The organism is Priestia sp. YIM B13552 (assembly GCF_042787775.1).
Classification (GTDB): Bacteria; Bacillota; Bacilli; order Bacillales; family Bacillaceae_H; genus Priestia; species Priestia megaterium_E.
Window position 1 is genome coordinate 46,571 of the sequence record NZ_JBHZOU010000010.1, and the last position, 12,349, is coordinate 58,919.

Annotated in this window: 13 protein-coding genes; 6 read left to right on the top strand and 7 right to left on the bottom strand. The window is 33.2% G+C overall.

Translation table 11 applies throughout. The annotated features are described in order from the left end of the window. Positions 1–70: 70 nt before the first annotated feature. The 3 genes from ACFX40_RS25200 (at position 71) to ACFX40_RS25210 (ending at position 2,307) form a co-directional block, all read left to right on the top strand. Positions 71–490: a hypothetical protein gene (locus ACFX40_RS25200; RefSeq protein ID WP_377256929.1), complete on the top strand. Its 420-nt coding sequence runs from the start codon at positions 71–73 to the stop codon at positions 488–490. Positions 491–1,043: 553 nt separating this feature from the next. After that, on the top strand, positions 1,044–1,832 hold the full coding sequence (locus ACFX40_RS25205; protein ID WP_377256932.1) for a hypothetical protein: 789 nt from the start codon (positions 1,044–1,046) through the stop codon (positions 1,830–1,832). A 4-nt stretch (positions 1,833–1,836) separates the two neighbouring features. Then, a complete protein-coding gene (locus ACFX40_RS25210) occupies positions 1,837–2,307 on the top strand; it encodes a hypothetical protein (protein ID WP_377256935.1) in 471 nt (156 codons plus the stop codon). A gap of 349 nt (positions 2,308–2,656) precedes the next feature. Here the strand turns inward: ACFX40_RS25210 and ACFX40_RS25215 are convergent, their stop codons facing one another. Beyond that, on the bottom strand, positions 2,657–3,997 hold the full coding sequence (locus ACFX40_RS25215) for an aminotransferase-like domain-containing protein (RefSeq protein ID WP_377256938.1): 1,341 nt from the start codon (positions 3,995–3,997) through the stop codon (positions 2,657–2,659). A 120-nt stretch (positions 3,998–4,117) separates the two neighbouring features. Between ACFX40_RS25215 and ACFX40_RS25220 the strand changes: the two genes are divergently transcribed. Beyond that, complete coding sequence (locus ACFX40_RS25220; RefSeq protein ID WP_377256941.1) at positions 4,118–5,038, top strand: DMT family transporter; 921 nt, start codon at positions 4,118–4,120, stop codon at positions 5,036–5,038. Positions 5,039–5,201: 163 nt separating this feature from the next. Here the strand turns inward: ACFX40_RS25220 and ACFX40_RS25225 are convergent, their stop codons facing one another. From ACFX40_RS25225 to ACFX40_RS25235, 3 genes are all read right to left on the bottom strand, one after another. Continuing rightward, positions 5,202–5,957: an SDR family NAD(P)-dependent oxidoreductase gene (locus ACFX40_RS25225; RefSeq protein ID WP_377256944.1), complete on the bottom strand. Its 756-nt coding sequence runs from the start codon at positions 5,955–5,957 to the stop codon at positions 5,202–5,204. Positions 5,958–6,012: 55 nt separating this feature from the next. Next, entirely contained in the window at positions 6,013–6,801 is a 789-nt protein-coding gene (locus ACFX40_RS25230; protein ID WP_377256947.1) for a MerR family transcriptional regulator, read from the bottom strand. Positions 6,802–6,889: 88 nt separating this feature from the next. After that, a complete protein-coding gene (locus ACFX40_RS25235; RefSeq protein WP_230185163.1) occupies positions 6,890–7,243 on the bottom strand; it encodes a tudor domain-containing protein in 354 nt (117 codons plus the stop codon). A 642-nt stretch (positions 7,244–7,885) separates the two neighbouring features. Here ACFX40_RS25235 and ACFX40_RS25240 point away from each other — a divergent pair. Next, positions 7,886–8,083 carry a hypothetical protein gene (locus ACFX40_RS25240; RefSeq protein WP_377256950.1) on the top strand — a complete coding sequence of 66 codons (198 nt, stop codon included), beginning with the start codon at positions 7,886–7,888 and terminating at the stop codon, positions 8,081–8,083. A 590-nt stretch (positions 8,084–8,673) separates the two neighbouring features. On the opposite strand, the gene ACFX40_RS25245 is transcribed toward ACFX40_RS25240, so the two are convergent. After that, entirely contained in the window at positions 8,674–9,126 is a 453-nt protein-coding gene (locus tag ACFX40_RS25245; protein ID WP_377256953.1) for a YoqH family protein, read from the bottom strand. 151 nt (positions 9,127–9,277) lie between these two features. Between ACFX40_RS25245 and ACFX40_RS25250 the strand changes: the two genes are divergently transcribed. Then, complete coding sequence (locus tag ACFX40_RS25250; RefSeq protein ID WP_377256956.1) at positions 9,278–9,781, top strand: hypothetical protein; 504 nt, start codon at positions 9,278–9,280, stop codon at positions 9,779–9,781. Between the two features lie 37 nt (positions 9,782–9,818). On the opposite strand, the gene ACFX40_RS25255 is transcribed toward ACFX40_RS25250, so the two are convergent. Both ACFX40_RS25255 and ltrA read right to left on the bottom strand, forming a co-directional pair. Next, the gene (locus ACFX40_RS25255) at positions 9,819–10,088 is read right to left on the bottom strand and encodes a hypothetical protein (protein WP_098366591.1); all 270 of its coding nucleotides are present in this window, start codon (positions 10,086–10,088) and stop codon (positions 9,819–9,821) included. Between the two features lie 160 nt (positions 10,089–10,248). Then, entirely contained in the window at positions 10,249–11,898 is a 1,650-nt protein-coding gene (gene ltrA / locus ACFX40_RS25260) for a group II intron reverse transcriptase/maturase (protein WP_328253118.1), read from the bottom strand. Positions 11,899–12,349 lie beyond the last annotated feature (451 nt).

Consider the following 12,349-nt stretch of genomic DNA (forward strand, 5'->3'; position numbering starts at 1 on the left):
CATACAGAAATCACTTAGATATGATATCGTAAGTATAAAGATCCATTAATTAATGTAAAGGAGGTAGAACATGGATACTAGTATAACTAAATGGCTTCCTGTTCCTTATTTTCAAATCAATCAGGAAGGAACAATTCTAAATGTTTCACACATAACCCACTCATATTTCCCCCCTACATCGAATATATGGACGATCATTTATAAAGAAGACCGAAATAAAGCCATAGTAATGTTTTCACAGAGTCCTAATTCTCATCCTATAACAAAACAGCTCATTTTACAGACAAGTAACAAGTTATTTGGGAATTTTAAATGTACGATCCAATGGAAAGATGGTATAGGTCACCTCGTATGTACAGAAGTGAAAAGTAGTAAAGTTCTTGCACCTTTATCTATTCAAAACTCTTTAGTCAACACTCAAAAACGTTTAGAGGAATCAGAAAAACATTTAACCAAAGTTGCTAAAATAGTAAGTCTAAAAAAACACTAATTATTTGGTTTTGCCTCACATGAATTTTTTAGTTTTAAAGATGCATTTCATATAAATCTTTAGGTGGAATCATGTTCATTATAAGAACCAAAACATATTTTTTATAAAATATGTTTCGGTTTCTATGGTAAGGGTATAGTATTAAGATGGATGGAATTTTCGAGAAACATTCTTTTTTAAGTTTGTTTCTTTTTTTTTTGATAATTATAAAACGAATCATAAACAGTAAATTGAGCAAACTACTCAAGATGCAATAGAGCATTATCAACATAACATCTATATTTCAACGACTAGGAAAACTACTGTACAGGAGCAGTAGTTTTTTTCGTTTGAATATACGAATTTAGTTACCATACTTTGTTTTCTTGAAAATAACATATAAAAAATCTATTTATGGAAAAATAGAGGGATTTTTCTAGTCACAAGACTCTTCATTTTGATAAGGATTAGATTTATATCAATTGATTGAATCAGAATAAACAAACAAGAGCATGTTAAATATGGATGGTAGGTATAAAAAGTATATTTTCATAACATCTATAGGAGATCGCAAATGAATAATTATAATAATGACAATACTATAAGACGCTATATTGCTCATGTTAGTATATTTGGAACGACTCAAATCCATTTAAGAAACCCCTATATTATTGCTTGGTGGTCAGCAGCTTTTCCTGGTTTTGGACATTTACTACTGTCTAAATACCTTCGGGGCTTTGTGTTATTTATATGGGAGGTCACCATAAATATTAAATCTCATGTAAATTTGGCCATGATTTATTCTTTTCAAGGAAACATTGATATGGCCAAAGACGTGCTTAATACAAGATGGCTTCTTATTTATATTCCCGTTTATATTTTTGCTATATGGGATAGTTACCGAACAACAGTTGATTTAAATAAAATATACGTGTTAGCTGAACGAGAAAATCATCGGTTCAACTCCTTCAGTATAGGAGCCATGGAAATAAACTATTTAGATAAACGGAATCCCATCTTATCCGTTTTTTGGTCGGTATTAATGCCTGGCCTAGGACAACTCTATATTCATCGGATCATTGGTGCTTTCTTTGTCATCATTTGGGCAGTCGTTTTCTTTTATTATTCTCACCTACTTGAGGGTATTTCTCTGCTATTTTTAGGAGAAATACAACAGGCGACTTCTGTTTTAGATGCAGAATGGTTGTTGTTTTTCCCCTCTTTATATGGTTTTGCTATCTTCGATTCCTATATGAATACCGTGGAGAATAATAAACTTGTTGAAAGAGAGCAGAAAAACTTCTTCGAGAAAATGTATCAACACCCCGGCTTTCGTATTGGAAAAGGAAAAAAGGTGAAATGAACATATGCAAATTTTTTCTACATTTGAATACTCAAGTTATGTAGAACTAGCTATTTCCGAGTTAGAGGAAAAAGGAATAGGAAAAGAAGACACATTTATTGTTCCTCTCAATAATCGAACGGAAAACCGTCGGATTTTTGATAGCCTTCATCGAGCAGATGGGGTTTCTCTTATTGATTTAGGAATGGCTCTAGCCACAGCCTTTTCTGTTATTGGTGCGAGTATTGGTTTTAAACTAAGCTGGGGCCCTATTTATTGGGGGATTATTAGTGCTTTTATCGGATTTGTCTTAGGACTAGGAATTAAACTATTTATGTTTAAAGTCATTAAGAAAAAGCAACGGCTTCTACGCGGTAAACATTCGGAAGTCATACTCATTGTTGATTGTCATGCTGTAGACGCCGAAGTGGTTGAACACATTTTGTGGAATAATTTAGCCTTAGGGGTTTCAAAAATTAGATCAGATGGTTTATAAAAACAAGTCATGAACGTACAATATAATGACCAGACATAAGATAAATTAACTTCTGCTTTTTTTGATTTTATGATAAGTGACGATTAATTTTATCTTCAAATGTATGTCTAGACATAAAAGCACCCCAATCATTAGAGTTTCTTTGTCTAACAATTGGGGTGCAGTTCACCTCCGTTCCAGTAGTTTTTTCTGTTTTTAACCTTATATGCTATACATGTTTAGTTAACGTAATCACCATTACCGGTAGGAATAAATACAAATGGCGCATAAGAAAAATGTACATTATTACAAGAATAATACTTTTAAGTCTCTTCTTAAACAGTGTTAGATATTTAAACTACATCAAAAATCAAAGAAAATAGTTATCTCTTTTCTTTAAAGCACTTGCAATTTTTTTGACCCCCTCTTCAATTCGATGATTTTCAACATTTGAAACATTTAATTTTAAAACTCGTTCTTTGTGAAAGCTGGCTAGATAATTACTTTCAACTGAATCCAGATATACCTGCTGTTCATGTAAATAATGAATAAATGACTTCATATTTACTTGTTTAGGTAGCAAAATATGACCATGCATAACTATTTCTGACGATGATTCGTAATTAGCCAGATGCTTTTGCAGCGATTGATGAAGAATTTGTGCACGTTTATGGTAAATACTACTTACTTTTAATTTATTATGTTCAAACATACCACTTTTTATATAAAGATATAGGGCAGCTTGTGAAATCATAGAGCTATCTATATCTAAGGTCATTCTAAATTTTTGAAAGCTACTAAGAATAGGAGGAGGAAGAACGGCTAAACCAATTCTTAAACCTGGAAACATGATTTTTGAAAAGCTCTTTAAGTAGATAACCTGTTCTTTTATATCCTCTGCAAAAAGAGGATCATTCTTTTTGTTATATTCAAAATCTGCTAAATAGTCATCTTCTATGATATACACATTGTATTTATAAGCTAACTGTAAAATAGCTGCTTTGTCTTTTTTGCTATATGACGTTCCTAAAGGATTATGGAAGCGTGGCATTGTATAAAAAAATTTAATCTCTTCTTCATTGAATATTTTTTCTAGTTGCTCTAGATCAATACCTTGCGCTGTACGTTGAATGCCTATTGCATGAATTCCATATGTTTTCAGCATATCCATATACAAATGGTAACTAGGTTGTTCAACTAAAATAGTAGATCTGTTATTTGGAAAAGGCATCATACTCAGTAAAGCGAGTGCCTGTTGAACGCCTGAAGTGATGAAGATCTGTTCAGATTTCGTAAATACTTGATAAGATTCTAAGAGCCTCTTAGCTTCTGCAATTAATAAAGAGAAACCTTTTGGTGTTCCATAACGAAACAATTCTTCTTGATATGTATCAATCGCTTTATTAATACACTGTTGAAAGTCTTTATAAGGAAATGCATGCCATGTTGGAGATGATGTTGCAAAATCAACGCCTTCAGTAGATCTAGGTTCTTCGAAAACCTGATGTTCTACAACGTAATAACCACTCTTTGGAATGGAATAAATAATATGTTGCTCTTCCAAACGTTTTAAGGCAGATATTATGGTACTTTTACTACAAATATATTCGAGCGATAAGCCTCTAATTGATGGTAATTTTGCCCCTGCTGGAAAGTCCCCAGACTGTATCTTTTGAAGTAGAGAATGATAAATTGTTTCATATTTAAGCATAGTATTCCTCCAAATACACATCTGTACCGATACAGATGTGTATTTTTCATATCATAGATATTGTTAGTTTCTCTTACTATAGTGATAACCGGCCGGATAAATCTAAAGGGAGTCATTCACATGATTGAAAAGAAAAAAGCATATATAGCTGCACTTACTTATGCCATCATTATCGGATTGTCATTTATGTTTGTCAAAGTTGCATTAACTATTGCTACACCTTTTGATGCATTAGCGCATCGATTTACTATTGCTTTTGTAGGGGTTACAACCTTAAAAGTACTAACGAAAAAAGCATTAAAAGTAACTAAAAAGGATATAGTGATTATTGCTTCGTTAGCTATTTTATACCCGACTCTCTTTTTTGCTTTTCAGGTATTTGGACTAGTAAATGTATCATCATCTGAAGCCGGAATTATTCAAGCAACAATCCCAATTTTCACCTTAATCTTTGCGAGCATATTTTTAAAAGAAACATCTACATCTGGTCAAAAGATAGCTATTATTTTCTCGGTGGTAGGTGTGATATATATTATGTATATGAACGATATAGAAAATAAAAATACTAGTCTACTAGGAAGTGGTTTGATTTTAATTTCTGCACTTGTATCGTCCCTATACAATGTATGTGCTAGAAATTTAACTCAACGATATTCCTTATTCACTATCACATATATAATGACTTTATTTGGTTTTATTACATTTAATGGTTTAGCACTGACAAATCATCTAATGAATAACACTATCCATCAATTTATGAAGCCTTTTGTTCATCTGGATTTTGTGATTGCAATTGTCTATCTAGGTTTATTATCATCTTTAGTTACTTCCTATCTTTCTAATTACGCCTTATCAAAAATAGAAGCATCTAAAATGAGTGTCTTCAGTAATTTTGCTACACTCATTACAATCTTGGCAGGAGTAATTTTTTTGAAAGAACAATTTCACCTTTACCATCTAGTCGGGGCCATTATCATTATTGCAGGAGTTATTGGAACAAATTGCTTTGGTACAAAAGGTAAACACAGTAAAAAAGCCTAGTTTCCATAATACGGATTCTAGGTAGCTGGTTATTAAAATTAAATATAATATGTAAAGAAAAACAACTACACCTCAAAAAACATTGGCTAAGAAATGGCCAATGTTTTTTTATTTATATAATGTCGTTTAATTACTTATGATTGGGAATAGAAATTTTTATTAACTATAAGTGACTCCCACCAGTTACGTCCATATTATGACCGGTTATAAAACTCGCTTTTTCACTCGCTAGAAATGAAACAACATTTGCAATTTCTTCAGGTTGCCCTTCCCTTTTTAAGGCACTCATATTCTTTGCATTTTCTTGACCTTCGTCTGTATGTAACCAGTTAGCAGTTGAATCTGTATCAATGATTCCGGGCATTACAGAATTAATCGTAATACCCTTTTCACCTAACTCTTTTGCCAACGTAAACGTCATTGTATTGATAGCACCTTTGGTCATGCTATATACCATCATATGGGGAAAGGCAATACGTGTCACACCCGAGGAGAGATTAATTATTCTCCCGTTACTTTCCATATGATTAATTAAAGACTGCGTAATAAAATAAGGCGCTTTAACATTTGCATTAAATAATTGATCAAATTCATTATAGCCCACTTCCCCAAATCCGTTTGATGTAGCATGACCAGCGTTATGAACAACCGTATGAAGGGATATTATTTCACTTTGAATAAGTAGGTTCTTTATTTCTATAATAAACTTTTTAATACCTTTATTGGAATTAAAATCACCTTGAATTACCTCTGCCTGTCTACCGATTAATTCAACTTTCTTTTTGACTACGTTAGCTTTTTCAATATTTTGATTATAGTGTAAAAACAAGTTGAAACCATCATTTGCAAGCTGAATTGCAATTGCCTTACCTATTCCTCTAGAAGCACCCGTTACCAATGCGTATTTAGTTTTTTTCATTTTTTTATACCCTCCTTAAAAGGGAGTATAGAGGTTGCCCTAAGGGTTAAGTCAATTAATTAACGCTTAGAGGAAAAATAAATTCTGAAAGTCGCTTAGAAGAGTAGAGATAATCATCTGGATTCAATATACGCTCGTAAACATAGGGTTCAGATAATTTTATATCATTATTTTCCATGATCTCGTTTATCTTCAAAATCGATTGTTCTTGATAAGGATTAACTTCGCAAAAAAAATGTTGCGCTTCAAAGCCAAAATACTTTTTGTAGGTAGATTGATTTAAATCTTGATTTTTCACTTGCAGAGCTATCGTAACAGGGTAAATAACACGACTGCTTAATTTATACTTAATAATTTTCTCATTTCTTAAAGAGTTATTTTTGCCAATCAATTCTTCTACATGATTAAGTGCTACACATATGTTCTCATTTGGCAATAAGCTGTATTCAAATACGTGTACTGATTCTAAGTATTCCTTTTTAACTTTGCCATTGAAATGAGTCACTGTGCTATTAAGCATCTTTAATTGATCTATTGCTTGATTTGCATTTCTAATCTTTTCTGATTCTAGGTGAAGTTTTCTTTCAATTAAGCCTTTTATTTGTTCATCTGATAATTTCTCCTCTACAATCTGGTTTATTTCATGTAAGGTAAACCCTGCTTGTTTTAATAGCCTTATTCTTTTAGCAGTTAATAACTGATTCTTGTTATAATACCTATAGTCATTATCAGGATGAATAAATATAGGATTTAGAATATTGTTTTTTTCATAAACATACAAAGCTTTTCTTGATAGACCTGCTAACTTGCTAAATTCGTTTATTAAAAGTAAATCCTCAAACACTAATTATGTGTCTCCTTTCATTACTTTTTAAAATATATCACTATAAATGTCTAACTGATTTCTAGTATATCTATTAGTTTAAAATAAATCATTGTTCTTTAAGATTAATAAAATAATCTTCTAAAACTTGTAATGATGGTGATTCTTTGTAGTAAAACTTATTATCTCCATCTTCTATCTCATAATTAGGCCAAGGAATAGCTTTATATAATTCATTTATTGAATGTTTAGATCCAGCTAATATAATTTTAGCTGTGTTAGGCTGAGTAACAACTATATAAGCTAGTCCACTTTTATGACTTAGATCTTGAAAAACAGAGTATGTCCCTTCAGCTTCTAAAGTAGCTAACTTAGCAGGATAGTAGACAACATCATTACAAGGTGTAGGTAAAGCAAGCAATTCTTTAACTAACGTATATTGAGTTAGATCTTTTGTCATCATTTTCATCTCCTCTTCTATAGTAGACAGACTAATTACCTTATGGTTCTTTATACTATCATCTCTTTTTCTTTTGTCAAAATATTATAAAATCTGTCTATTTAATTTAATGTTTTTTTTGGTTACTAGTATGTAAAGGTTAAGCAAGTAGGATTTATTCAATAGAATCAACTAAGTCCTTCTCCTCTGCCGTGTCATTTATAAAAATTACACGCCTTAGAAGAAATTTTGGCGTATTTGTAGTTTTACAACATTGGTATACGTAACAATAATGACGAGTATTGGAACAAACAATAATTTCTAGGAAATCATTAACAGATTGTTGTTAATAAAGTTGTTTTTAGCAACATAAACGTCCGTTTATAGAACCTTATTTATGAACTAGAATAATAGATAGCTAAAGAGTGCTTTTTTAATTTTGTGCACTTACAGAATTACAAAAACAAAGCAACTAAAATTGTAGAATACTTATAAATAAGACTGCCTTGTCATTGTATAAGGCGGTTTTATTTATATACAAAATCGGTTTGCATAATGCCTCTTTCCAGTACACATAAAAAAACATCTCCTTGGCGCTCAAGGGGGAATTCACGTTTCTTTATCGAATATGTCTTTGAATCACATATCTTTTAGGAGTTGATTAATATGGAAAGCAGCACTATTACAGTAACCGTTCCTCCATACTCAAAAAGTATTGTTACGATTTTTTTAGATTCGTCAGAATTAGAAACAAAAGTTTTAGTAAATTCAAGTCCAATGACGCAGCAAATGGAAATAAGATTCTATCAAGATTTTGATAAATACGAGGTACGTATAGAACCTTTAGAATTTAAGAGTAAATGAGGTAGATATGCGGTCTCAAGACGGGTTCATAATTTAAAAGAATAAACACATACTATGCTCTCCTTATAAGTAACTTGAAAAATTCATTCAAAAGAGAAAAACCTATTGAACAGTAGTTTTTTCTCTTTTGAATGATGTATACCATATGCAAAATCAGTTTATATAATTCAGATTATGTTTAGCTTTACTTTCCACCATATCGTTAAGTAAAATCAAACATACTTTACGAAAAACATTTTTATCATTTACCTATCTTGTAGAAAAAGGCCATATTTGTCGTCATTAACTGTAAATAGTAAAACCTTAATAATAAATAAAATAATTTAGTATTTACTTAACTGACAACAGAACTTAAATCAGGTTATTTTTTTAAAACAGAGTCTATTACAACATTTAGTTTTAAAGTTATATGTATATGAATCTATAAACCTGGCCAGACTAATAACATATTTCCCCTATTCCAATAAATTTGAAAAACCTTTGTCTATATGGACAAAGGTTTCTTTTTTAATCACCTACATAAAGTTTAGAAATATTGAATGAGCATGTATTAAACTAAACGAATCGTTTCAAGTAGTAAGCTATTTAGCTCAATTACAAGATGAAAGGGTACCTTGTAAGAGTGGTGATCCTAATTTTTCTGTTTTAGAATTTGAAGGGCGCACCTGTATCTTGACGTTTTTCATCTCTTCCGTAATCCAATCGAACTTTCCAGCCCACGTAACGCCATCTTCTTCAGGTGTAGAATATAGTTTAAAACGCCAACTAATGTAACCTGGAATGGTTGCAAATCCTTCATATTGATCATACCTACCATAAGTAGAACGGTGAGGGAGGTGGACAGCCATAATACTAATGTTTGTTCGAGCAAAACTGGGTTGGTTCAATTGTACTTTGTAAATTAGAGCTGTTCCTTTTGCATTTTTTAAATGTTTGTCTACAGGTTCTAATATCAAACTACAAGGCATTTTACTGGCATTGGTTTGATTTGGATAAGCAAGTACTACAAACGACAAGACTATAACTAAAGTAAGTTTTTTCATGTTATTTCCTCACATTTTTTAGTTACTATCCCCTATTGAATACACATTTATTATGATGAAATCAAAGCAGCAGTCATTTTAGGAAAACAGAAGGATAGTATCAACGTAACTGGGCAAAAATACAACAAAATATGAATATAGGATGAGATATATGAATAAAAGGGTAGCGCTTTCACTGCTGATACTTGGTATCTTCGCTTATGGAATAAATTACGGAACTGCATTTGCCAATTCAATAGAAGAAAGAAATCTACCTGAGAAAGCTTGTAGCGAGAAATTTGAAAAGTATCGTAAAAAACTTGATGATAGGGTGCTAAAAGATATTGTTAAAAGTTATAGCTTAGATTTATCTGGGTTTCAGGAATTCACAAACAGAGAATTAGATTTAAAAGTAGGAGATAGCATGAATGACCACTCTGATCAGATCTCATTGCAACACTTGTTTGTGGGAGGTAGCATTGGGTCAATGAGATTGTTTTTGGAAAATGGATTAGAAGGAACAAGAGGATATTTCCTTTATAAGAGAGTTGATGGAAATAACGTATTGAAAGTATTAAATAAAATGGGGAACATTTGGGTTGTTATGACAGTCGATGAAAAAAAAGCAGAAAAACTTGAGCAGAAGCCTTTTAATTGGGACAAATGTGCTGATTAAGTAGACCAAAGAAGCAAGCGTTCTGTGCTCGCTTCTTTTAACTTTCACCAAAATTCATTGCGAAAAATAGCATACCTAACATGATAAGTAATGGGATTACTACAAATGAGGTCAAACTAAAGTATTTCATTAGCCCTCTTTCATGTTTTCCAAAAGCTATTACTCCACATGTAAAGCCGGCAAGATAAACAACGACTCCTATATAAAGAATATTTGAGTTGTACACTGACGTGAAATATTGACCGACTCCAATAACAATTCCAAGCAACGATAACCACAAAGAGTATTGACTAAAACGTTTCTTCAATTGGATCCTCCATGAACTAAACATATGGTTAATAATAACATTTATTTATCTATCAGTTAAGTCGGGTAGGCAGGCACTCTCACGAGTGCCCGCCCCCCTAAGAACCGTACGTGACAGATTTCCCGTCATACGGCTCAAGCCTTCTTTTTATCCAAACAACCTATTTAATACAGGGTACATGTACTAATTTAGCAAATTCACCTGTAGAAACCTCTAGGTTTCGCACTGTAACTTTCTCTCCATTTTGTAGAGTCTGTTTACACAACGCACAACGATATCCTTGTTTTCTTGCGAGTTTCATCCTATCTAAAGTATTTTCGCTATTAAAGACCTTACGGTCTCTTTTTTTCCAATACTCTCTTAGACTTGGATCATCTGGGCTGTTTTTATAGGCTACCATGACATGCCGTTCTATCTTAATCCAGGACATCTTTAACAATTGAATGTTAGTAACTGGACATGTGAGAATCCATTTATTATTTCCACCGTGGTGGGGCTTCTTAAAATAACGCTGGCTAATCCATTTTCTCGACTTCTTTGGATGCAATTGTTTCAAATGCTTTCTCACTTTTAGGAAAATATAATTGTCCATGTAGCTGTAAGTCTTTTTGGATACGACATGTTTCCAATACTGTCCGTAGCCACGAATAATCGGGTTTAAAACACGTATTATTTCTTTTACTGGTCGTCCTCTCATCACAGAGAACGTATCCTTTATCTTGTTTTTAGCCTTTTTAATGCTGTCTCTGCTAGGTTTGATAAATAATTTTTTTCCTTGTCCCGTATTATATTGACGCAGCGAGAAGCCAAGAAAATCAAACCCGTCCTCAATATGTGTAACCCTAGTTTTATCCATACTAAGTGTAATTCCTCGTTTTTGTAGGTAAGGAGCGAGGTTTCGATACATGCTTTCCGCGCTTTCCTTCGTTTCCGTTACGATGACGAAGTCATCTGCGTAGAGAACACGTCCTATCTTACATTTTGGGTCAATTGCGTATCCTCCGTTTGGTTTGTATGTCTTTTTATAAACAATACCAATCTCTTCTTCCATACCGCATAAAGCGATATTAGCTAGAAGGGGAGACACGATCCCCCCTTGAGGGGTTCCTTCTGTTGTCGTACGAAGCATATCCTGCTCTATGTATCCCATTTTAAGCCACCTTTTAATGAGAATGTTTCCCGGAAACATAGATGTTTGTTCCACTATCCACTTATGATTAAGATGGTCGAAACATCCTAAAAAATCTCCTTCGAATACCCACTTTTTTTTGCTATTGGTGTTAAGCTTCTTAAAAAGATTACTTATTGCATCATGCGTACTTCGTTTAGGACGAAAACCGTAGGAAGTAGGTTCAAATTTAACCTCCCATTGGGGTTCAAGTGCGTTTTTTACTACGTTTTGATAGACTCGGTCTCGCATCGTAGGAATACCCAAAGGTCTTAGCTTTCCGTTTTTCTTCGGAATAAACGTTCTTTTTGCTGGATTTGGACGATGTCGAAAGACATTGCATTGAACTAGTTGTTGATAAAGTTTGATACGTTCGCTTGGTTTTGAGGCCGTATAGCCATCTACACCAGGTGTTCGCTTACCGTTATTTTGTTGTGTTACTCTGCGAATAGAAAGCAGTAGATTTGCTTTACTCCGAAGGAGTAAACGTTGAAGTTTTCTTACTTTTCTTTGTTGATTTTGTTGTTCGGCACGATAAATTCTTTGTCGTAACTTCGCTACATATTTTTGTATAATACTCCAATCAATAGAGTACCAATCTTTATGCGAGACGTGCGCCGACGCTCGTAGAGAGGTATTCATAACAGCACGCTCCTTTTCGTTAGAAGATAGCCACAAATTTGTTTTCGTGTTGAAGACCAGTGAGAAGTGGGCGCTCTTTCGAGCCTGCTATTGTCTATAAAGACGACAGTATCCGTCCAGTTATACAATATTCTTGTTTTCCTGTTCTCTTTCGAGATAACGGCTTTCGCTTTTTCTCACGTCCCATACCCTCTGCCACTTCGTTTGACTTTACAGTCATCCTACTGCTTATGCAGATGACATAGGGCTTACCAAGTTCCACATTCTACAGATACGATAGGGGTAGGCAGGTTCTTTACTCCGGGTAAGATGCGGGACGCATCAGAGTAGCTTTATGATTCTACTTTTCCTCTTACCAAGACCCAAGCGAGACTTATGCATTATCTTGAGCTAACACTGACGAAGCTTACAAACCTTCACTTTCGTTTACCATACCTATCTTCTCCTAGCA

Bases quoted from the DNA above. Each gene is read 5' to 3' on its own strand.
- ACFX40_RS25200 (WP_377256929.1), top strand. From the start codon at position 71: ATGGATACTAGTATAACTAAATGGCTTCCTGTTCCTTATTTTCAAATC.
- ACFX40_RS25205 (WP_377256932.1), top strand. From the start codon at position 1,044: ATGAATAATTATAATAATGACAATACTATAAGACGCTATATTGCTCAT.
- ACFX40_RS25210 (WP_377256935.1), top strand. From the start codon at position 1,837: ATGCAAATTTTTTCTACATTTGAATACTCAAGTTATGTAGAACTAGCT.
- ACFX40_RS25215 (WP_377256938.1), bottom strand. From the start codon at position 3,997: ATGCTTAAATATGAAACAATTTATCATTCTCTACTTCAAAAGATACAG.
- ACFX40_RS25220 (WP_377256941.1), top strand. From the start codon at position 4,118: ATGATTGAAAAGAAAAAAGCATATATAGCTGCACTTACTTATGCCATC.
- ACFX40_RS25225 (WP_377256944.1), bottom strand. From the start codon at position 5,957: ATGAAAAAAACTAAATACGCATTGGTAACGGGTGCTTCTAGAGGAATA.
- ACFX40_RS25235 (WP_230185163.1), bottom strand. From the start codon at position 7,243: ATGATGACAAAAGATCTAACTCAATATACGTTAGTTAAAGAATTGCTT.
- ACFX40_RS25240 (WP_377256950.1), top strand. From the start codon at position 7,886: ATGGAAAGCAGCACTATTACAGTAACCGTTCCTCCATACTCAAAAAGT.
- ACFX40_RS25245 (WP_377256953.1), bottom strand. From the start codon at position 9,126: ATGAAAAAACTTACTTTAGTTATAGTCTTGTCGTTTGTAGTACTTGCT.
- ACFX40_RS25250 (WP_377256956.1), top strand. From the start codon at position 9,278: ATGAATAAAAGGGTAGCGCTTTCACTGCTGATACTTGGTATCTTCGCT.
- ltrA (WP_328253118.1), bottom strand. From the start codon at position 11,898: ATGAATACCTCTCTACGAGCGTCGGCGCACGTCTCGCATAAAGATTGG.